This window comes from Nesterenkonia sphaerica (assembly GCF_005771565.1).
GTDB classification, from domain to species: Bacteria; Actinomycetota; Actinomycetes; order Actinomycetales; family Micrococcaceae; genus Nesterenkonia; species Nesterenkonia sphaerica.
The window spans coordinates 24,353-45,445 of sequence record NZ_VAWA01000017.1 but is presented as its reverse complement, the minus strand read 5'-3'; the positions used below and the strand labels follow the sequence as shown (position 1 = coordinate 45,445).

Sequence of the window (21,093 nt, the reverse complement as noted above, 5' to 3'; positions counted from 1 at the left end):
GGATCACTGCGCCCCACCCTGACCTGGAACCCCACCCCCGTCACCATCCGCTACTAAGCAGGAGGGCGAACCAGGGCTGCGCGGCGTACTGTCAGAGGTGACGCTCTTCCGGACCGTTGTATTCGCTCAGTGGACGGATCAGGGAGTTATTCGCGCGCTGCTCCATGATGTGAGCGGTCCACCCGGTAATCCGGGAGGCAATGAACAGTGGAGTGAACATCTCGGTGTCGAATCCCATGAGGTGATAGGTGGGGCCGGCCGGATAGTCGAGGTTAGGTTTGATGCCTTTGGCCTCGTCCATGGCGGTTTCCAAGCCGTCGTAGAGTCCCATCAGCTCGCCCCGGCCGTAGTACTCGACCATCGCATCCAGCGCCTTCTTCATCGTGGGCACCCGGGAGTCGCCGTTCTTGTACACCCGGTGCCCGAAGCCCATGACCTTGCGCTTCTCGGCGAGCGCGTTCTCCATCCACGCCTTGGAACGGGCAGCAGCCTCTTCGCGGGTCTCCTCGGGGCGGATGCCGATCTCCTCAAAGGTGTGCATCACCGCCTCATTGGCACCGCCATGCAGGGGGCCCTTCAGCGCCCCGATAGCAGCAGTGACTGCCGAGTGGAGGTCCGACAGGGTGGACGTCACCACCCGAGCGGTAAAGGTGGAGGCGTTGAAGGAGTGCTCGGCGTACAGGACCATAGACACCCGGAATGCGTCCACCACCTCCGGCGGAGCCTCCTCGCCGAAAGTCATCCACAGGAAATTCTGTGAATAGTCCAAATCGTCCCGGGGCTCCACCAGCTCCTGGCCACGTCGGCGACGCTGGTCATAGGCCACTACCGCTGGGAACGCAGCAAAAAGCTTCTTAGCCTTCAGCAGCTCAGTGGGCCTGTCGGACTCCTCCGAGTGAGGATCATTGGCACCCAAGACCGACACTGCAGTGCGACCGACGTCCATGGGATGACAGTCTTTCGGGAGCAGGTCGATGGCGGCACGGACATTGTCCGCCAGCCCCCGGTGGCTGCGTTCGAAGTCGACGAATTCCTTGAGCTCCTGCTCGCTGGGCAGCTCGCCGTTCCACAGCAGCAGCGCCACGGCTTCGAAGTCCAGCTCGGCGGCCAGCTGCTGGACCGGATAGCCCTGATAGAGCAGGGAATTGGTCTCCGGGTTCACTTTGGAGACCGCAGTGTGGTCGGCCACCACGCCGGCTAAGCCTTTGTAGACGGTGTTCTGAGTCATCGTTGCGCTCCTTGGTTAGTAAAACGGTCCGGCACGTCGAAGTCGAAGACCCCGGCATCGAAACTGCTGTAGGCCTCATAGTCCACCAGCTCATAGAGCCGGGCGCGAGTCATCATCTCCGGCACTGCGGACTCTTGGGTCCCCGCAGCGGAGATGGTGTCCAGCGTACGTTCTATCGCACCCATTGCAGAGCGCAGCGATGTCACCGGGTAGATGATCAGCGCCACTCCGGCGGACGCCAACTGCTCGCGGGTGAACAGCTCGGACTTGCCGAACTCTGTCATGTTTGCCAGCACCGGCACATCCACTGCTTGGCACATGACCTCAAACTCACGAAGATCCTTCATCGCTTCCGGGAAGATCGCGTCGGCCCCGGCAGCGACCAGCGCCTGGGCGCGCTCAACCGCCGCATCCAACCCTTCGACGGCACGAAGATCGGTTCGCGCCATAATCAGGAAGTTCGCATCACGCCTGGCCTCGGCGGCCGCGCGGATACGCTTGGTGGCCGTTTCGGTGTCCACTGTGGACTTGCCGTCCAAGTGACCGCAGCGTTTGGGGTTGACCTGATCTTCAATATGGCAACCGGCTAAGCCCGCATTCTCCAACTCGTGGATAGTTCGGGCCACGTTCATCGGTTCGCCGAAACCGGTGTCAGCATCGGCGATGGTGGGCAGATCAGACATCCGGGCGATCTGCCCAGCCCGCTGAGCGACCTCGGTCAACGTGGTCAGGCCAATATCGGGCAAGCCCAGCTCGTTGGCCAGCACTGCCCCGGAAACATAGAGGCCGTCGAAGCCTTTCTCCTGAATCAGGGGTGCGCTCAGGGGAGTGAAAGTCCCCGGAAACTGCCGGGCGGCTCCGGGAGTAAGGATCTGGCGCAGGTGGGCCCGCTTCTGCTCCGGCGTGGTCTTTGCGTACAGCATCAGAACAGGCCCTTGGGGGAGGCGGAGAGGTCGACGACGCCGTCAGCAGCCTCAATGTTGAGACCCACCAGCTCATCCGCAGAAAGCTGGGGCAGCCGCTGGGCGGTGTCCAGGAAGCGTTCCGCCTCGGCGTCGTCGATGATCCCGGCAGCCAGGGAGCGGAACTTGGCGACGTACTGCTCACGAGCGAAGGGACGAGCCCCCAGCGGATGAGCATCCGCCACGGCGATCTCGTCGGTGATGGTGCGCCCGTCGGTCAGCCTAATCTCCACCGAACCGCCGAAGGCCTTCTCCGAGATGTCCAGTGAGTGGTACCGGCGAGTCCACTCCGGGTCCTCCTCCGTGGTGACCTTGTGCCACAGTTCCACAGTGTCCGGCCGCCCGGCACGCTCCGGAGCGTAGGAGTCACCGTGGTGCCAGCTGCCGTCCTGCAGCGCGACTGTGAAGATATAAGGAATCGAGTGGTCCAGCGTCTCCCGGGACGCGGTGGGATCGTACTTCTGCGGGTCGTTGGCCCCTGAACCGATGACGTAATGGGTGTGGTGGCTGGTCCGGATCAGCACCGAGTCCACGTTCGCCGGGTCAGTGACCTCGGGGTGCTCATGGTGGAGCTTCCGAGCCAGATCGATCCACGCCTGCGCCTGGTACTCGGCGGAGTGTTCCTTGGTGTAGGTGTCCAAGATGGCGCGCTTGGCCTCACCGGGGGCGGGCAGCGGGACCGTGTACTCGGCGTCGGGGCCGTCCAGAATCCATGCGATGACACCGTCCTCACCTTCGTAGATCGGCACCGGTGAGGTCTGCCCGCGCATCGCGCGGTCCACTGCCTCCACCGCCATCTTGCCTGCAAAGGCCGGGGCATGGGCCTTCCAGGTGGAGATCTCGCCCTTGCGGGACTGGCGAGTGGCGGTCGTGGTGTGCAGCGCCTGTCCCACCGCCTGGAAGATGGTCTCGGCGTTGAGCCCCAGCAGGGTGCCGATGCCGGCCGCCGCAGAGGGGCCCAGGTGGGCCACGTGGTCGATCTTGTGCTTGTGCAGACAGATGGCCTTCACCAGGTCCACCTGGATCTCATAACCGGTGGCCAGACCGCGGATGACATCGGCGCCGGTGCGTCCAGTGTGCTGGGCCACAGCGAGGATGGCGGGGATGTTGTCGCCCGGGTGGGAGTAGTCGGCGGCGAGGAAGGTGTCGTGGAAGTCCAGCTCACGCACGGCCACGCCGTTGGCCCACGCAGCCCACTCGGGGGACGACTTCTGGCTTATGCCGAAGATGGAGGCGCCGGTGCCGTTGGCGGAGACCGGGTGGTCCAGCGCCTGTGCGCGGGCCGAGACGATCGGGGCGCGGGTCAGCGACGCCACGGCCACCGCGGCGTTGTCGATGACCCGGTTGATCACCATCTCGGCGACGTCGTCCTCCACAGCTACCTCGTCCACGGCGACCTGGGCGATCTTGTAGGCCAGCTGGTCTTCGCGCGCAAGATTGGCTTTGCTCGGGTGGACTCGTACGGTGTGCTGGATCATCTGCTGGGGTGTCCTCTCATGGTGACGGTACCGGTTCGGCTTGTCGGAGTTCGGAAATATAGGCAAGGCTCCGGCGCAGGTGCAGGCTGGTGGCCGCCTCGGCCATCTGCGGATCGCCGGAAGCGATTCCAAGGCAGATATCCCGGTGCTCTGCGGCCGACTCGGCCAGCCTTTCTGGACGGTCCTTGGCCAGCCGGCGCACCCGAATCAGGTGCACACGGAGATTGGCCATCATCGTGCTCAGGTAGGGGTTGTCCAACGAGCCGTCGATAGCCTCATCCATCCGGGCGGCCAGCTGGTAGTGATTGTCTGCCTCAGGCGCGCGCTGCGCCTGCCGGAACTCCTCGGCCAGGGCCGTGAAAACCTCCGGGGCGCCGCGCTGGGCAGCTAAGCCCGCCGCCTGCGTCTCCAGCGGGATGCGCACTTCAAAGAGTCGGTCCACATCCTCAAGCGAGATATCGCTGACGACGGTTCCACGTCCCGGCTGCTGTACGGCGAGTCCCGCGGCGATCAGCCGGGAGAACGCCTCCCTAATAGGAGTGCGGGAGACACCCAGCCGCTCCGACTGGCCCACCTCGCCCAGGACCGTGCCGGGGGCCAAGCGGCCCTCCAGAATGTCCTCCTGGAGCGCAGTGTAGGCAGTATCACTTGCTCGCATACCAGCAGTGTATACAAATTCTGCGTATTTGGGCACCGTATTGCTGTCTGGGGGAGGGATTATTGTGGTTGCGCCTCAGTCTTGTATACAGCAGGCGCGGTCGGGGCTACACTACTAGTGACTGACGCCACACCATTGCCGCTGCGCGAAGGAGCTTCCATGTCCGCCACGCAATCCTCCAATTCCTACCGCGATACCTACCGCAAGTCGATCACGGCGCCGGAAGATTTCTGGCTGGATGCCGCCGCAGGTTTGGAGTGGGACACCTTTCCCGGCACGGCCGTCGACGACTCTGCCGCACCCCTGTATCGGTGGTTCCCGGACGGGAAGCTGAACATCACCCACAATGCGCTGGACCGGCACGTCGCAGCCGGCCGCGGGGACCAGACCGCGCTGATCTATGACTCCGCAGTCACCGAGGATTCGCGCACCTATACCTACACTCAGCTGCTCGACGAGGTCTCCCGCGCCGCCGGTGCCCTGAAGACACTCGGGGTCAGCTCCGGGGACCGGGTACTGATTTATATGCCCATGATTCCGCAGGCAGTGATTGCCATGCTGGCCTGCGCACGCCTGGGAGCGGTGCACTCGGTGGTCTTCGGAGGCTTTGCCGCTCGGGAGATTGCCGCCAGGATCGACGACGCCGCCCCGGACACTGTGCTCACCGCCACCGGCGGTATCGAACCGACTCGCCGGATCGAATATCTGCCCAAGGTGGCAGAAGCCCTGCAGCGGGCACACCACCGCGTCCGTGACGTCGTCGTCGTTCACCGTGAGGGATTCGAGACCAGTGCGGCTGAGGCAGCGGAGCAGACCGAGGCGACCTGGCACGATTGGGCGTCACTGACCACCCAGGCCGGCCCCAGCGACGCAGTCAGCGTCGCGGCCACCCACCCGCTCTATGTCCTCTACACCTCAGGGACCACGGGGAAGCCCAAGGGCGTGGTGCGTGATCAGGGCGGGACCGCGGTGGCGCTGCACTGGTCCATGCGCGCGATCTTCGACGTCGGGCCGGGGCAGACACTGCTGACCGCCTCCGACGTCGGCTGGGTAGTGGGCCATTCCTACATCGTGTATGCACCGCTGCTGGCGGGGGCGACCAGCGTGCTCTATGAGGGGAAGCCCATCGGCACTCCTGACGCCGGGGCCTTCTGGCGTATGGTGCAGCAGCATGGCATCTCCTCACTGTTCACCGCGCCCACCGCATTGCGGGCGATCCGGAAAGCAGACCCTGAGGCCTCCAAAGTCGCTGAGTATGACATCTCCAGCCTCAAGTACCTCTTCTCCGCGGGGGAGCGATTGGACCCGGAGACCCAGCGGTGGATCGGTGAGGCGCTGCAGGTGCCGGTGATCGACAACTGGTGGCAGACCGAGACCGGCTGGCCCATTGCTGCGAACCCGGTGGGCATCGAGCAGCTCCCAGTGAAAGCCGGCTCCGCCACCCTGCCCATGGTGGGCTACGACATTGCGGTGCTTGACCCGCTGGGGGAGCCGCTGCCAGCCGGCCAGGAGGGCAATATCGCCATCAAGCTCCCGCTTCCGCCGGGCACCCTGTACTCGCTGTGGGGCGACGACGCCCGCTACGTGGAGTCCTACCTCAGCGCGTTTGAGGGCTACTACGCCACCGGAGACTCCGGATATGTGGATCAGCACGGGTACATCTTTGTCATGGGCCGCACCGATGATGTCATCAACGTCTCGGGGCACCGGCTCTCCACTGGGGAGATTGAGGCGGCAGTCGCTGAGCACCCCGCAGTCGCAGAATGTGCGGTCATAGGTCTGGCTGACGAGCTCAAGGGTCAGCGCCCGGCCGGGTTCCTGGTGCTGAAATCCGGGGCGACGATCACTGAGGACCAGCTGCGCCAGGAGCTGGTGGCACACGTGAGATCGAGCATCGGTCCGGTGGCCGACTTCAAGGAGGTGGCCGTGGTGCCCGCGCTTCCGAAGACCCGGTCCGGAAAGATCCTGCGCAAGACCATGCGGCAGATCGCTGACGGTAAGGACTACACCGTGCCGTCCACCATTGAGGACGCCGGGGTCATCGAGGACCTGCTGCCGGTGCTGCGGAGGAACCTGTAGGGGTTGAACCTGCGCCTTGCCCGAAACGGCTCAGGCGGTAATCTGGTCTGGACATCGACACCCCGTCGCAGCAGACCACACCGGAGGGCCGCACGTGAACGCCGACCAGCCGCGAACGCTCTTCACCATTCAGGGTGAGGCGATCATCGGCCCCACCGGCCGCCCCAAGCATGAGTTCGCGGACCCGGAGCCGCTGGACGGTCACGGCCCAGCCCGCATCATCGCCATGGTCAACCAGAAGGGCGGAGTGGGCAAGACCACCTCGGCGATCAACCTGGCCGCCGCGCTCTCCGAATACGGACGCCGAGTCCTCATGGTGGACTTCGACCCCCAGGGGGCACTCTCGGCCGGCTTTGGCGCCAATCCGCACGATCTGGAGACCACCGTCTACAACGTGATGATGGAGAAGGACGTCACCATCCACGACGCCCTGGTCTCCACCCACGTGCCGGGAGTGGACCTGCTGCCGGCCAACATCGACCTCTCCGCCGCTGAGGTGCAGCTGGTTACCGAGGTGGGCCGTGAGCAGATACTGCAGCGTGCCCTGCGCCCGGTCCGCAATGATTACGACGTCATCATCATCGACTGCCAACCCTCCTTGGGACTGCTGACGGTCAACGCACTCACTGCCGCCCACGGGGTGCTGATTCCGCTGGTGGCAGAGTTCTTCGCCCTGCGCGCGGTGGCCCTGCTGAAAGACACCATTGAGAAGGTCCAGGACCGCATCAACCCGGATCTTGAGATCGACGGGGTGCTGGTGACCATGGTGGACCTGCGCACCACCCACTCCAAGGAAGTCATCCAACGGATTGTGGAGGCCTTCGGGGACAAAGTGTTCGAGACGGTCATCAAACGGTCGGTGAAGTTCCCCGACGCGACCGTCGCCGCCGAACCCATCACCAGCTATGCAGCCAAGCACGACGGCGCGAAGGCGTACCGTCAGCTTGCCCGCGAGCTCATCAGCCGAGGATGCTCCCCGTAGGCATGCTGTCGGCTGAGGCTGAGACCACCTCCGGCTTCCAGGTGCGTCTGGACGGTTTCGACGGACCGTTCGACCTCCTGCTGGGGCTGATCGCTCAGCGCCGGATGGACATCACCGCGGTGGCCCTGGCTGAGGTCACCGATGAGTTCCTCACCTACGTGCGCACCCTCGAGCCGGAGAAGGCCCTGGACGAATCGTCCAACTTCGTCTTCGTGGCCGCCACCCTGCTGGATATGAAGCTGGTGCAGCTGCTGCCCGGCTCTGAGGTGGAGTCCGACGAGGACATCGCCGTCCTGGAAGCCCGCGACCTGCTCTTCGCGCGCCTGCTGCAGTACAAAGCCTTCAAGCAGATTGCCGAACAGATGGCCGCTGCCGCCGCCGAGAACGCCGGGCGGTTCCCCCGCCGGCCGGGCACCCACCCCGAAATGGCCCACCTGCTGCCGGAACTGCAGTGGAGGACCACCGCGGAGCAGCTCAAGGAGCTTGCTGAGCGCGCCCTGCTGCGCCAACAGCTGGAACCTGACCATGTGGTCATGGAGCACCTGCACACCCAGCAGGTGAACATCCAAGAGGAGATGGCCAGCATGGCCGAACAGCTCCGCAGCGCCGGGGCCTGCACCTTCGGAGAGCTGGTCACCGCAGCGCCGAGCCGGCTCGTGGTGGTTGTGCGCTTCCTGGGGCTGTTGGAGCTCTTCCGTGACCGCACGGTGGAGTTTGATCAGCAGGCGCCGCTGGGTGAGCTGACCGTCACCTGGTCCGGGGGAGCCCACGACGACGCCGCACACGCCATCGCCCGGGCCGGGGCGGAATGGGGCGGGTCCGGTCATGACTGAGGCTCAGAATCCGGCGCTGGAGGAGGCCGACTCGCACCAGCTGGTCTCCCATGAGCAGCACCTCGCCGCTGTGGAGGCGGTGCTGATGGTCACCGAGGAGCCCGTCACCGCGAAGCAGCTGGCAGCCGCGGTGGACGTCTCGGAACACCGGATGGTGGCCCTGCTGGATCAACTCCGGGCAGAAGCCGACGGCGCCGCCGGGGGCAGGCAGCGCGGCTATGAGCTGCGGGAGGTGGCAGGCGGCTGGCGGTACTACTCCCGTGCCCGCTACGCCGAACAAGTCTCAGCGTTTGTGCTCGGCGACCAGACCGCCCGGCTCTCGGCCGCAGCACTGGAGACGCTGGCCGTGATCGCCTACAGGCAGCCAGTGGCCCGCTCTGCGGTGGCCGCCATCCGTGGAGTCAATGTCGACGGAGTGGTGCGCACTCTGGTGCAGCGGGGACTGTTGGACACCGCCGGGCACGACCCGGTCACCGGGGCGACCCTGTATGTGACCACCGCCCAGCTGCTGGAACGCTTGGGCCTGGACTCCCTGGCGGACCTTCCGCAGCTCTCACCTCACCTGCCCGGAGTCGAAGACCTCCAGGAGCACGAGCACCCGGGGATGTGATCGCTCGGTGACCAGCTGGCTGACAGGGGCAGCGGCAGGCCGGGGGCGCGCCGGGCGGTAGGATGGCCGGCATGACTTTTTCGGGGAAACCTGGCCGGAAGGCCCCGGCGCAGCGTGCCGCCCGCGCAGCGCGCACCCCCAAACCGGGATCCGGCGGCGGACCCTTCGCCCACGCCACACCGGAGCGGCTGATCTCGGCCGAGGCCAAGCCGGTGAAGATCCGCGCCGATGAGGCCGAGTCGAACTTCCGCTCGGTGCATCAGGAGAGCGGGACACGCCTGCAGAAGATCCTGGCCCAGGCGGGGGTGGCCTCCCGCCGCGTGTGCGAGGACCTCATCAGCGAAGGCCGGGTCACGGTGGACGGCAAAGTGATCATCGAACCCGGGGTGCGGGTTGACCCGAGCAGTGTGACGATTCACGTGGACGGGGTGCGGGTGACCCTGGACGTGCAGCACCGGTATGTGATGTTCAACAAGCCGGCGAAGGTCATGACCACCATGCACGACCCGCAGGGCCGGCGCTGCGTAGGGGACTATCTGGACCAGAGCATGCGCGATGCCAGACTGGTCCACGTGGGTCGGCTGGACTATGACACCGAGGGCCTGCTGCTGCTGACCAATGACGGCGACCTCACCCATAAGCTCACCCACCCCCGGTATGAGGTGCCGAAGACGTACCTGGTCGAAGTTCAGGGCCAGCTGCCGGTGAAGACCGCCAAGGTGCTCCAGGCCGGCATTGAGCTCGATGACGGTCCCATCGCCGCCGACCGCTGCTGGGTCATGGGCTCCACCGGCTCACGCACGATGGTGGAAGTGACCCTGCATTCGGGGCGGAACCGGATTGTCCGGCGTATGTTTGATCACGTGGGCTTCCCCGTGACGCGCCTGGTGCGCACGGCGATCGGCAAGATCGTCATCGGCGACCAGCCGCAGGGCACCCTGCGGGATCTGGAGACGCAGGAGATCGGCCATCTGCAGGACCTGGCGGGAAGTGCCGCAGATGGCTGAGCGGCGCGCCACAGTGCTAGTCCGCGGCACCGGGCTGCTGGGCACCAGCATCGGTCTCGGGCTGCGCTCCGCCGGACACCAGGTGTGGCTCTCGGACCCCTCACCCACAGCCCAGCGCATCGCTGAAGACGTCGGGGCTGGCACCTCATGGTCCCCGGAGCACACTGCGGAGCTGGTGGTCATCGCCTCACCGCCGGAGGTCACCGCCGAGGAGGTGGCGCAGGCCCTGCAGGCACACCCGCGCAGTGTGGTGATGGACATCGCCTCGGTGAAGGCGGCCGTGCTGCGGGACCTCTTGCAGTGGGCGCAGCAGGAGGATCATCCGCTGACCAGTGAGGACCTGCGCAGATACGTCGGGACCCACCCGATGGCAGGGCGGGAGAAGTCCGGCCCGGTCGCTGCCCGTGGGGAGCTGTTCACCTCCATGCCCTGGGTGATCTGCCCAGCGGTGGATCCGTCCACCCAGGAGCAGATCTCCGACCCGGAGGCGGTGGAAGCGGTCACCGCCCTGGCCCGGAGGCTGGGCGCCAGCGCGCATCAGATGAGTGCGGTCCAGCATGACGAATCCGTCGCGCTGATCTCCCACCTGCCGCAGATTGCGGCCTCGCTGGTGGCTTCTCGGCTGCAGGAGGCTGCGCCCGGGGCGCTCGCGCTCTCCGGCAACGGGCTGCGCGATGTCACGCGGATCGCCGCCAGTGACCCGAACCTGTGGGTGCAGATCCTCAGCGCCAATGCCCGCCCTGTAGTGGAGCTGCTCTACGGAGTGCGTGACGACGTCGAACGGCTGATCAGCACCTTGGAGGACCCAGCGGCACCGGGGGGCCAGGCGGATATCGCCCAACTCATCGCCGAGGGCAACGCCGGTGTAGCCAGAGTCCCGGGCAAACACGGTGCCCCGCCGCAGTCGTTCGCGCAGCTGACTGTTATTGTGGACGACCGACCTGGGCAGATCGCCGCTGTCCTCAATGACGTCGCAGATGTCGGAGTCAACGTTGAAGACCTGCACATGGCGCATTCGGCTGGCCACCAAGTCGGTATGGTGGAACTGTCGGTGCTGCCCGCCCGCCGCAATGAACTGGCTGAGGCGCTGACGACTATGGGATGGAAGGTAGTTCTTTCGTGAGTACACATACTGATGAGGTGCCTCCCGAGGCGCCCCACGCCGCAGACCGCCTGGTGGTGGCTGTGGACGGGCCCTCCGGCTCCGGCAAGTCCAGCGTCTGCCGGGCAGCCGCAGCCGCACTTGGCGCCGCGTACCTCGACACCGGCGCCATGTACCGCGCCGCGACCTGGTACTGCCTGCGCGAAGAGGTGGATCTCGGAGACCCGGAGGCCGTGGCTGTTGCCGTCGCCGAGCTGCCACTGACGATCTCCACCAACCCCGACCACCAGGTGGTCACCGTCGGTGAGGCCGACGTCACCGCAGCCATCCGCGAGGCCACCATTTCAGAGAAGGTCTCTCAGGTCGCCACCAACCCTGAGGCGCGTGCGGTGCTGATCGCCGCTCAGCGCAGGATCATTGACCGGGCCGGATTCATCGTGGCCGAAGGCCGCGACATCACTACGGTGGTTGCCCCGGATGCGCAGGTCCGGGTGCTGCTGACCGCCTCCGCGGAAGCCCGGCTGAAGCGCCGAGGGGCGCAGCTGGGCGGAACCCAGGACCCCGAGGCGCTGCGGCGCCAGGTGCTGGACCGCGATACCAAGGACTCAGCGGCGTCGAACTTCACTGAGGCCGCTGATGGGGTCGCCGTTCTGGACTCCTCCGATCTGAGTTTCGAAGAGACCGTCGAGTCGCTGACCAGCCGGGTCCTGCTCGCCCAGGGAGCCAGGTCCTGATGGCGCAGGATCCACAGGGCGCCGGCGAGGACTATGTCTCCTCCGGCGACGAGGAGCGGCTCGCCCAGCGGCTGGCCGCAATTACCGATGACGAGGCCGAGGCTCGGGCCGCCTCGCTGCGAGCCGGGCTGGCTGAGTATGAGCTGGAGCCCGACGACGCGGCGCTGTTGGATGTGGACGACGAGGCTGCCGAGGCCCGTCCCTATGTGCCCGCCCCGCCGGTGCTGGCGATCATTGGACGCCCCAATGTGGGCAAGTCCACCCTGGTCAACCGGATCATCCGGTCCCGGGAAGCCGTGGTGGAGGACGTCCCGGGGGTCACCCGCGACCGCGTCTCCTACCCGGCGGAGTGGAACGGGCGCGACTTCACCCTGGTGGACACAGGCGGTTGGGAGGCTGACGCGAAGGGCCTGCACAAGCGGGTGGCCGAGCAGGCCGAATTGGCCGTGGACGAGGCGGATGCGGTGGTCTTCGTCCTTGACGGTCTGGTCGGTGCGACCGCCGTGGATGAGGCCGTGGTGAAGATGCTGCGCCGGAAGAAGAAGCCGGTGCTGCTGGTGGCCAATAAGATCGACTCCAGCGCCCAGATGTCTGAGGTGTACCCGCTGTGGAACTTGGGTATGGGCGAGCCGTACCCGGTCTCGGCGCTGCACGGCACCGGTACCGGTGATCTGCTCGACGCCGCACTGGAGCACCTGCCGGAGACGGCCCAGCACGGGGGAATGGTGCCCCTGGGTGGACCCCGGCGTGTCGCCCTGGTGGGTAGGCCCAATGTGGGGAAGTCCTCGCTGCTGAACAAGCTGGCCGGTGCCGACCGGGTGGTGGTGGATAACGTCGCGGGCACCACACGGGACCCGGTCGATGAGCTCATTGAGCTCGGCGGTGAACAGTGGACGTTCGTGGACACCGCCGGGATCCGGCGGCGTCAGCACATGGCCTCCGGTTCAGAGTACTATGCGATGTTGCGCACCCAGCGGGCCCTGGAGCGGGCTGAGGTGGCGGTGATTCTGCTGTCGGTGGAGGAGCCGGTCAGTGAGCAGGATGTGCGGATTGTGCAGATGGCCCTGGACTCCGGCCGTGCCGTGGTGCTGGCGTTCAACAAATGGGACTTGCTCGACGATGAGCGCCGTTACTACCTGGAACGTGAGATCGAGCGAGACCTGGCGCATATTTCATGGGCGCCGCGGGTGAATGTTTCCGCGCTCACCGGCTGGCACAAGGACCGGCTGGCCCCCGCTCTGCAGAAGTCACTGGCTAACTGGGAGCAGCGAATTCCTACAGGGCGGCTCAACGCCTTTCTCGGTGAGCTTGTGGCGGCGCATCCGCACCCGGTGCGCGGCGGTAAGCAGCCGCGGATTCTGTTCGGCACCCAGCCCTCGACTCGGCCGCCGACGTTTGTGCTGTTCACCACCGGGTTCTTGGATCCGGGCTACCGACGGTTCATCATCCGGCGGCTGCGCGAGACCTTTGACTTCAGCGGCACCCCTATTGAGGTGCAGATGCGCGTGCGGGAGAAGCGTAAGCGCCGCTGAGCGGCTCAGCCGTAGAGGGCGGATTCGATGTCGCGGGTGATGCCAGCCAGGGCGTGCCAGTTGGAGCCCTGGCTCAGGATCGTCAGCACGTAAGTCCCCGAAGGGTGGTGCACGATCGCCGTGTCGTGCAGATTGCCGTTGATGAACCCGGGCTTGTTCAGCACCCGTCCCGCGGAGCCGGCAGGAATGCCTTCCCGGTGGATATTGGCGGCCAGCGCATTGCGCAGCCGTTCGTGCCCGGCCTCGCTCATGGACATTGAACCGGTGGCCAGGCTGGTCATAAACCTGGTGAGGTCTGCAGCGTTGGTCCGGATACCGCCTTCGCCGCCGGAGGTGCTGGTCGCGCCCACGGCCGCGGCATCGGCGTAGATCTTGCTCCAGCCGATGGCGGGGCCGATGGCTTCGGGGCAGGGGTTGTCGCTGAGGACGATCATGTCGTTGAAGCATTGGGCGAGGTCTTTGTCACCGTGGGCGGTGTCGTCCCAGCTGAGCTCGCCGGCTTCGACCTCGCGAATGAGGCTGTAGCCCACCAGCAGTTTGTAGGTGCTGGCCGTGACGAAGGAATCTGCGCCCCCCGTGGAGGCGCTGCGGGATTGGCCGCCCACCTCCTGCAGGCTAATCGAGATCGTGCCTGGATAGGCGCTGGCTATCTGGCGCAGGAACGCGTCCAGGTCGCCGTCGAAGCTCACCTCCGAGGACTCCGCAGGAGGTTCCGGTTCCGGGGTGGGCGTCTCTGGTTCAGGCTCGGGTTCCGGGTCCGGCTCGGGCTCTGGCAGTCCTTCCTGTGGCTCCTCCTCGGCGGAGGGCTCGTCCTCCTCGGGCTCGCTGCTCTGCGTCGGGGGCTCCGCTTCCGGGGTGGGCTCGCGCTCAGCCTCTTCCTCGGCGGTTTCGTAGGCCCTGGTGAGAGCCTCGGACCACTGCTGCAGTTCGGCGCGGGAAGACGTAGCTCCTTCTGACTCAGCATCCTCGCCGGTTTCCGGGGTTTCCTCCATGCCGTCGGCGCGTGGCTCTTCAGCGCGGGAGTCGTCGGTGTCTGTTTCGGCTGCTGCGGGGTAATGGAAGGTCAGCTGCTGCGCCACGGCCGCGGCGGCGTCGCGCATAGTTGTGTCGGCGGTGTTCTTCACCCTCTGCGGCAGGTGGTAGGTGTCACTGGCCGGGGCGAGGCTGGAGGTCTCGGGGGCGTGGAAGTTCGGTGCGCAGCCGGACACCAATAGCGCCGCAGTGACTGCGGCGACCGAAAGCCGTCCGTGCACACCCGCAAAATGGGGAAGGCGCGAGTGCATAAGAGGTACCGTATCCACGGCTGTGCCCGTGACTTGGGATTTCAACGGCCATGGGGAGTTACGGTTTCATCACAGACCGCGGTCCGAACTGCTCCGCTGATCATGTAGACTATTCCGGTGCTTCGGCCAGCTCCGCTGGACTCTACAAGCACAGTTACGGGCTATAGCGCAGCTTGGTAGCGCGTCCGTCTGGGGGACGGAAGGTCGTGGGTTCAAATCCCGCTAGCCCGACCAGCATCACAGACCCTCTACAAGCCCACCAACACAGGGAAGTAGAGGGTTTCTCTATGCTTGGCGGCGAGCGCCGCTAAGAGGCTGGCTGAGACGCCGGTACGAAATGGGTACGAACGGGTTTTGGCTGGGCCGGTTTTGGCTTGAGTTTCCCGAGGCTCTCGCCGAGCGCTTCAAGGTCGTCGTCGAACAGGTGTGAGTACACATCCAGGGTGATGGACGCGCTGGCGTGCCCCATGGCTCTCTGCAGCGCTTTCACGTTCGCCCCGGCCCGGACTGCCAGTGAGGCGTAGGTGTGCCGCAGGTCGTGCACCACACGCGGACTGTCGGGGTCGTAGAGGTCGCAGTCGACCAGCGCAGGAGTGAAGACCCGGTTGCGCCAGTTATCGGCCCGGACCGTGCCACCGCGGGGACCCACGAAGATGTCTTGCTTGCCGGTGCGTGCTTCCACAAGTGGGAGCAGTTCGCCCATGAGCTGGGCGGGGATCGGCACCCAGCGGGATTCGTGAGACTTCGGTGTGGACTCTATGGTGCGGCCGTGCTCATCCTGGCCGTAAGTGCGCCTGATGTGGATCCGGCGCCGGTTGAAGTCCACTGCGCTCGCAGTCAGGCCCAGCGCTTCGCCAACCCTGATCCCGGTGAAGCACAGTGTGAGCAGCAGTGCCCGGTCCACCTGCACTACGCCACTCTCGGGCTGGCCATCATCGTCTTTGATGGTCATGGCGTCGGCGAGCGCATAGACCTCTTCTATCGTCAGGGGGTACTGGTCGCGGGGCCTGCCCTTCGACGGGAGCTTCACTGTGACCATGGGGTCGAAGGCGATCCGACGGTCAGCGACGGCATCTTTCAGCACGGCATGCAACAGCATGGCGGCATCCCGTGCCCACTTCGAGCTGACCGGTTTCCGGTCATTCTCGCCGCGCATCATGGCGGCGATCCAGGCTCGCACGTCTGAGGCTTCTACGGCGCGGACTGGCACGTGCTGCCAGCGGGGGAGCACCTGTGTCTTCGCCAGGGACCGTTTTGTGCCCAGGGTCTTGGGTTTCCCCACGAAGGCGTCTAAGTGGTGCTCGACGAGTTCACCGACGGTGACCTTTCCGTGCTCGGGATTGACGTAGGTGTGCGTCTTCAGGGATGCGGTGACGTCGGCGAGGTGCGCTTTGGCTTCCTCTTTCGTGCCGAACATCGCGGTGTGTTCCTGGCCGAGATTATCGACCCAGAAGGCTCGCCACCTCTTACCCCGCTTGTGTCGCTGGGACGGGGTCTTGTCACGCTTGTACCAAAGGTCTTGAATGTGCGTGGTGCCTGGAACGTATCGCTTAGCCATCGGTGGCTCCCGCGCTCGCGGACGGCTCTTCGCCGGCGAATGTCGGGAGGTTGCCATGTGCCTCGTGGAGGCGCAGGAGGTCAGACCCCCACCAGTGGGATTTCACGTCCTCAGGGTTGCGCTGGGCGTACCGCAGCACGGCGTGGACTTTGTCGTCCGGGATCAGGTGATCTTCAAGAGTGTCACCGCTTGAGCCAGCCAGTTCCGCTGCATCTTCGGTGGCCCCTGGTGGCAGGTACTTGTGAAGACCGTGTCGCTGGAAAGCCCACTCGCAGAGCGCATACATGGCCGCTTTGACTGGCCCTGTCCTGTCGTTCACGTCGGCGAGTGCGGCCCGGTATCGCCCTGCTACTTCCGCGCCCATGACGTGCTCGTCAATGGAAGGCAGGACCTCGTGAAATTCGGAGATGGTCTCTAGCAGTTTCGTGCCTGACCGATGAGCGCTCTGCCACGGTGCGAACGTGTCCCAGCCTCTTTCCTCGACCTGTGAGAGGGGCGAAGGGGTGCGAAGCAATCCATCAAGGTCAGTTTCCAGTGCTTGGGCAATCATGAACGCTTCCCCGACCTTCACAGCGCGTTTACCCACCTCGATCTGTGCGATGGCGTGCTTACTCAAATGCACATCATCGGCTTTGAGCGTGTCTGAGAGCTTCTGCTGGGACATGCCTAGGTGTTGGCGCCGTAATTTCAGCTTCTCCGGGAACGCCTGATCGAGTTTCGTGGCATAGGACATGCTTGGACTGTAGCGAACACGCAACCACGACACAAGTATATGTGGATGATTGACACCGTTGCGGAGTGAAGTTAGAGTCATGAGTAGCGATAATCCATCCATATCGCCGCAAGAGTTGGAAGATAACTACAAGAAAGGCTCACCGCATGGTTACCGCCACCAGCACCCCCAGCGGGCACGACGCCGCTGGATCAGCTCAGGGCTTCCCGGAACTGCTGAGCTTCCCAGACCTGGAGCAGATGACCGGCATCCCTCAGTCCACGTGGCGCTGGATGCGGCACAAGGGCACGGGTCCAAAAACGATCAAGATTGGGCGCCGCGTCTATGTCGATAAGTCCGACGCTCTTGACTGGCTCAACTCCCACCGGGAGGAAACCGCCGCATGAGCACCACCGCAACCACCCAGCCAACAGAGCAGCGGCCCGGACTCCACCGCCAAGCAGATATCCGGACCGCTGAGAACGACCACCCAAGAAAGGCAGCGCTCATGACCAACGATACGCCTGTGCCCGCAGGGTTCGCACCGACCGGCCTCACCGTCGCCGACCTCGAAACCCTCGCCTCACATATCGGGGTGAAGGTCGAAGATCACCCCGAGCTTCCCGAAGGGTACTGGGGTGGATATAACGCGAATACCCGAACCATCGACCTGCTGGCCGGTCTGGCGCACGTACAGCGCCGCGACACCCTCGCCGTGATGCTCGCTCACGCCAGGCTCACAGACAACAGCCCCGGTGGTTACACCAGCGAGGAAGCCCACACGATGGCCGCTCGGATGATCATCACAACCGAAGACTGGGAAGTGATCGGCCCCGTCTGGGAGGAATGCCAGAAGCACGACCCGCAGCGCGTCTTCCGGCTCTGCCGCGTGCTGCCGAGCACGGCACGGGACTACGCCAGAGTCGCTGGACAGTGGCACCCAGAGGGCTGCATCGACTGGGATGGCCTCTGCGGACGTGACGACGATGACGACATCCATTCCTTCGCCCCGACCCGGTTCGAGATTGCCGACACGACCATCAGGGTCTCTCCGTCCTTGAATGGCACCCTCGGGGGACAAGAGCGGCTGGATCCAGGCATGGGGCTGGAGATTGACCTGCCATGGGCGCTTCGTGATTGCAGCGGCGGCTTCCACGCCACCCCAGAGCAGGCTCGCCAGTTGGCCGCGTTCCTCATCGCCCAGGCTGACCGTGTCGACGCCTGGACCGCAGACCACGGCCACCTGTTCGACCGCGAGCGCGAACTGGCCACCGTCGGGGCAGGAGGTGACCGTGATGGGTGAGCGGATGCCAGAGGCGCAAGCCCAGGCCCTGCAGGAGGCCACTGTCAGCATCACCGGCTGGGATGCGGCCATGGTCGAACGGATCGCAGCCCACACCGGCTACACCGTGGAGAACCTCAAGAGCGCGGCAGTCAGCACAGGGTTGCACCGCATCGCCGACGTCAACGGGGTTCCCAAGCTCATCGTTGACCACCCCTGGGCCCGGCCAGACCGGTGAAGGGCGAGTTGAGGGCATGACTACTCCGATGTCGCTAGAAGCGCCAGGAGAGGCCAAGGCCAGCTGGCTCGCTGACGCCAGGGAAAGCATCGAAGCCCTGGCGCGGCGAGCGCGGACCTACGACACCACCTTCACCGCCGACGACTTGCGGCGGCTCGTCGGGGAGCCCGCTCACCCGAACTGGGTCGGCGGCGCGTTCAGCAGCGCTCGCAGGCTCGGGATCATCACACCGGCCGGTTACACCACCAGCAGCACGCGCTCTCGCCACAGGGGCGTGATCCGTAAGTGGAAGGCCGCAGGGAAATGACAGCACCGCCGGGGCCACGCAGGGGCTCTCCCGGCGCCGGGTACGACTGACAGGACTAGAAGCGCTCCACACGGTAAAGCAGCGCAGGAAGGGACGACAGGCCCATGAGCAGGCAGCAGCAGGACAGGAACAGGGGCGGCCACAATGTGGTGTTCACCGCTGGCACGAGGCCGGGGTGCCGTGAAGCTGAGGTGATCCGCGCCTACTGGATCCGAGGTCTTGGGTTCGACGAGAACTTCATGCCACGGTTCCACCTGGGCGTAGAGGTCCGGTGCCCCTGGTGCGCCAGGACCCACACCCACGGGGTGAGCCTCAAGAGCAGACGTGAACACCGCATAGCGCACTGCGCCGGCCGATACGCAGACACCCACGGCACCCAGGAGTATTACATCGTCGGGATTGAGCACGTAGAAATCCCCCCGGATCCGCGCCTCAGGATAACCGAGCTGCGCAGGCTCAACGGTGACCCATTAGCCGGATTCTCTCGCAGCGAGCGTGAGCGAGCCCGCCAGATCATGGAGCGAGGAAACGCCGCATGATCGACTTCACCCACAGCATCCGCAACATCGTCGACAGACTCCCCGAGCCCGTCCAGGAGAGGTTCTGGGAGTCACACCGGGCGATCATGAAGGCCAGCCAAGATTCCCCACACGCCAGATATGCACGGGACTTCCTGGTGCCCTACGCAGCAGCGGACGCGCTCGCAGCGACCATCGAGGGCGAGCCGATAGCCGTCGACATACCCAAGCTGACCGACCTCCCCGAGAAGATCGAACGGTCCCAGCTTGATGAAGAGATCGCCTCTCAGCGGCGCCGCAAGCAAGCCCGTGAGGCGCTCGCAGCCGAAGACGCCAGGGATGTGCCACTCCCTGCATTGCCGACCCTGGATGCGTTCATTGAAGAGCACCTCGACGATCAGACTCCGTACCTGATAGATGGGCTGTGGCCAGCAATGTCACGGGTACTGTTCACCGCCGCCCCGAAGTTCGGAAAGACCTCGACGGTGGCGAACCTGCTCAGGTCGCTGGCAGACGGGGACCCCTTCCTCGGTCGGTTCGCAGTGGAGAAGGAACCCCCGGCGGTGCTGCTGATCGATACCGAAATGACAGCTTCCACACTCGCCCGGTGGCTCGACGGTCAACAGATCACCAACACCGAACTGATCCGGCCCATTACTCTCCAAGGCCACCTCTCCAGCTTCAACATCCTCGAACCCGAGACACGGGAGCGCTGGGCCCGACACCTGGAGGCTGGGCCCGGACAGGTGGTCATCCTCGACAACCTGCGGCCCATGCTGGACGCGCTCGGCCTGGACGAGAACCGAGAGGCTGGAAGATTCCTCACCGCCTGGGACGAGCTCATGGCGGACATGGGCGCGGCCGAGTCGATGATCGTTCACCACACCGGGCACAACGGCGAGCGCGCCCGCGGTGACAGCGCCCTGAGAGCCTCCAACGCGGCCATGTGGCAGGGCGTGCTCGGCAAGGCCGACGACATGACTAGCGATCGGTACTTCTCCGCCTACGGTCGGGACGTCAACGTGCCCGAGGCGAGGGTTGAAAGAGACGACCGGGGGCGGCTCGTCATCGCCGGAGGCAGCCGCAAACGGGACCGGCTCACAGCAGAGGCCCAGGCCGCCGCGATCACCGTGCTCACCCATCTTCAAGAACACCCCAGCGCGGAGCTGTCTAAGCGAAAGATCCAGGATGCACTGAAGGAAGACCACACCAGGGCTGCAATCCAGGCAGGCATCAATTGGGCTCTCGAGCAGGGTTACATCGTCACGCGGGCCGGGGGCAAGAACGCCACGCTGCACGACCTCACCCCCACGGGAGTGGTCTGGCTGGGAAAGATGGGGGCGAAAGGCACCCTCGAACCAGAGTTGAGTCAGCATGCTGTGTTCTAACACCTCCCCAGCACCGCCCCGAGACTGCGCCGGGACACCAAAAGCCCCGCCTTTACAGGGAAGTAGGGGGATCCAAGACCAGCCTATCGGGATGCGCGTCGAGCGCTCCGGAGTGCGCCGGCGCACTGGGGTTTTTGGGAGGGTCTTTGGCGCACTCAAATACAGCCAGTGCGCCGGGAAGATTTGGCGCACTCAAAAGCCCGTCATTACAGGGATGCAGAGCCATATCAGCCAGTGCGCCAGAGTGCGCCAAAAGTGCGCCGGGGCGGTAGTGCGCCAGTGCGCCGCGCCCCTTATAAGGGGCGGCGCGCTCGGCACGCTCTGGCTCACACGGCAGTCAAGGCATTCACAGACAGAGAAAGAGAGCAGGAGAAGCACCGTGATAATTCCACACCTGAACCCAGACAAGAGTGACCGCGTGATGAAGATCCGAACGGGGGGAGCCGAGCAGCAACCCCGGTTGGCCGTGAGGCGACATCAGACCGGATTCCCTACCGAGACCTCGGAGACCGGCCCGCGTGGGCACGGTGGAGGGCGAAGAGCGAAGAGGCGACCCCCTGAGGCCTGCGAAGCCGTCAAGGAATTGTCGTCCTCACCTCCCG

21 protein-coding genes and 1 tRNA gene are annotated in these 21,093 nt (G+C 65.2%); 15 read left to right on the top strand and 7 right to left on the bottom strand.

Going from position 1 to position 21,093, the window contains the following annotated elements:
- Positions 1-91: 91 nt before the first annotated feature.
- From FEF27_RS11145 to FEF27_RS11130, 4 genes are read right to left on the bottom strand one after another with little or no spacing between them, the layout of a single operon-like run.
- Entirely contained in the window at positions 92-1,228 is a 1,137-nt protein-coding gene (locus tag FEF27_RS11145) for a bifunctional 2-methylcitrate synthase/citrate synthase (protein WP_138170956.1), read from the bottom strand.
- A complete protein-coding gene (prpB, locus tag FEF27_RS11140) occupies positions 1,225-2,151 on the bottom strand; it encodes a methylisocitrate lyase (RefSeq protein WP_138170955.1) in 927 nt (308 codons plus the stop codon). Before prpB ends, FEF27_RS11145 begins: the two co-directional genes overlap by 4 nt.
- The gene (locus FEF27_RS11135) at positions 2,151-3,668 is read right to left on the bottom strand and encodes an MmgE/PrpD family protein (protein WP_138170954.1); all 1,518 of its coding nucleotides are present in this window, start codon (positions 3,666-3,668) and stop codon (positions 2,151-2,153) included. The genes prpB and FEF27_RS11135 overlap by 1 nt, the downstream gene beginning before the upstream one ends.
- A 16-nt stretch (positions 3,669-3,684) precedes the next feature.
- A complete protein-coding gene (locus tag FEF27_RS11130; protein ID WP_138170953.1) occupies positions 3,685-4,326 on the bottom strand; it encodes a GntR family transcriptional regulator in 642 nt (213 codons plus the stop codon).
- Positions 4,327-4,485: 159 nt separating this feature from the next.
- Here FEF27_RS11130 and FEF27_RS11125 point away from each other — a divergent pair, with 159 nt between their 5' ends.
- The 8 genes from FEF27_RS11125 (at position 4,486) to der (ending at position 13,205) form a co-directional block, all read left to right on the top strand.
- Complete coding sequence (locus FEF27_RS11125) at positions 4,486-6,405, top strand: acetate--CoA ligase (protein ID WP_138170952.1); 1,920 nt, start codon at positions 4,486-4,488, stop codon at positions 6,403-6,405.
- A 94-nt stretch (positions 6,406-6,499) separates the two neighbouring features.
- Complete coding sequence (locus FEF27_RS11120; RefSeq protein ID WP_138170951.1) at positions 6,500-7,387, top strand: ParA family protein; 888 nt, start codon at positions 6,500-6,502, stop codon at positions 7,385-7,387.
- 2 nt (positions 7,388-7,389) lie between these two features.
- Positions 7,390-8,220, top strand: a complete 831-nt coding sequence (locus tag FEF27_RS11115) for a segregation and condensation protein A (RefSeq protein WP_243729210.1) — start codon at positions 7,390-7,392, stop codon at positions 8,218-8,220.
- Entirely contained in the window at positions 8,213-8,830 is a 618-nt protein-coding gene (gene scpB, locus FEF27_RS11110) for an SMC-Scp complex subunit ScpB (protein WP_138170949.1), read from the top strand. Before FEF27_RS11115 ends, scpB begins: the two co-directional genes overlap by 8 nt.
- Positions 8,831-8,901: 71 nt before the next feature.
- Positions 8,902-9,837 (top strand): pseudouridine synthase, encoded by a 936-nt coding sequence (locus FEF27_RS11105; protein WP_243729209.1) that lies wholly within the window; start codon positions 8,902-8,904, stop codon positions 9,835-9,837.
- Entirely contained in the window at positions 9,830-10,960 is a 1,131-nt protein-coding gene (locus tag FEF27_RS11100; RefSeq protein ID WP_138170947.1) for a prephenate dehydrogenase, read from the top strand. The genes FEF27_RS11105 and FEF27_RS11100 overlap by 8 nt, the downstream gene beginning before the upstream one ends.
- Positions 10,957-11,673 (top strand): (d)CMP kinase, encoded by a 717-nt coding sequence (gene cmk / locus FEF27_RS11095; RefSeq protein ID WP_243729208.1) that lies wholly within the window; start codon positions 10,957-10,959, stop codon positions 11,671-11,673. Before FEF27_RS11100 ends, cmk begins: the two co-directional genes overlap by 4 nt.
- Positions 11,673-13,205: a ribosome biogenesis GTPase Der gene (der, locus tag FEF27_RS11090; RefSeq protein ID WP_138170943.1), complete on the top strand. Its 1,533-nt coding sequence runs from the start codon at positions 11,673-11,675 to the stop codon at positions 13,203-13,205. Before cmk ends, der begins: the two co-directional genes overlap by 1 nt.
- Positions 13,206-13,210: 5 nt before the next feature.
- On the opposite strand, the gene FEF27_RS13375 is transcribed toward der, so the two are convergent.
- Positions 13,211-14,488: a serine hydrolase gene (locus tag FEF27_RS13375; RefSeq protein WP_166430007.1), complete on the bottom strand. Its 1,278-nt coding sequence runs from the start codon at positions 14,486-14,488 to the stop codon at positions 13,211-13,213.
- A gap of 157 nt (positions 14,489-14,645) precedes the next feature.
- Here FEF27_RS13375 and FEF27_RS11080 point away from each other — a divergent pair.
- Positions 14,646-14,722: transfer RNA gene (locus tag FEF27_RS11080), tRNA-Pro, on the top strand.
- Positions 14,723-14,795: 73 nt separating this feature from the next.
- On the opposite strand, the gene FEF27_RS11075 is transcribed toward FEF27_RS11080, so the two are convergent.
- On the bottom strand, positions 14,796-16,046 hold the full coding sequence (locus FEF27_RS11075) for a tyrosine-type recombinase/integrase (RefSeq protein WP_166430006.1): 1,251 nt from the start codon (positions 16,044-16,046) through the stop codon (positions 14,796-14,798).
- Positions 16,039-16,779 (bottom strand): helix-turn-helix transcriptional regulator, encoded by a 741-nt coding sequence (locus FEF27_RS11070; protein ID WP_166430005.1) that lies wholly within the window; start codon positions 16,777-16,779, stop codon positions 16,039-16,041. The genes FEF27_RS11075 and FEF27_RS11070 overlap by 8 nt, the downstream gene beginning before the upstream one ends.
- A 146-nt stretch (positions 16,780-16,925) precedes the next feature.
- Between FEF27_RS11070 and FEF27_RS11065 the strand changes: the two genes are divergently transcribed.
- The 6 genes from FEF27_RS11065 to FEF27_RS11040 all read left to right on the top strand — a co-directional run bounded on the left by FEF27_RS11065 (position 16,926) and on the right by FEF27_RS11040 (position 20,491).
- Positions 16,926-17,165: a helix-turn-helix transcriptional regulator gene (locus FEF27_RS11065; protein WP_138170938.1), complete on the top strand. Its 240-nt coding sequence runs from the start codon at positions 16,926-16,928 to the stop codon at positions 17,163-17,165.
- Positions 17,162-18,061: a hypothetical protein gene (locus FEF27_RS11060; protein WP_138170936.1), complete on the top strand. Its 900-nt coding sequence runs from the start codon at positions 17,162-17,164 to the stop codon at positions 18,059-18,061. The genes FEF27_RS11065 and FEF27_RS11060 overlap by 4 nt, the downstream gene beginning before the upstream one ends.
- A complete protein-coding gene (locus FEF27_RS11055) occupies positions 18,054-18,278 on the top strand; it encodes a hypothetical protein (protein ID WP_138170935.1) in 225 nt (74 codons plus the stop codon). The genes FEF27_RS11060 and FEF27_RS11055 overlap by 8 nt, the downstream gene beginning before the upstream one ends.
- Positions 18,279-18,294: 16 nt before the next feature.
- Complete coding sequence (locus FEF27_RS11050) at positions 18,295-18,585, top strand: hypothetical protein (RefSeq protein ID WP_138170934.1); 291 nt, start codon at positions 18,295-18,297, stop codon at positions 18,583-18,585.
- A gap of 104 nt (positions 18,586-18,689) precedes the next feature.
- Positions 18,690-19,124: a hypothetical protein gene (locus FEF27_RS11045; protein WP_138170932.1), complete on the top strand. Its 435-nt coding sequence runs from the start codon at positions 18,690-18,692 to the stop codon at positions 19,122-19,124.
- Positions 19,121-20,491, top strand: coding sequence for an ATP-binding protein (locus tag FEF27_RS11040; RefSeq protein ID WP_138170930.1), 1,371 nt, complete (start codon positions 19,121-19,123; stop codon positions 20,489-20,491). Before FEF27_RS11045 ends, FEF27_RS11040 begins: the two co-directional genes overlap by 4 nt.
- Positions 20,492-21,093: the final 602 nt, after the last annotated feature.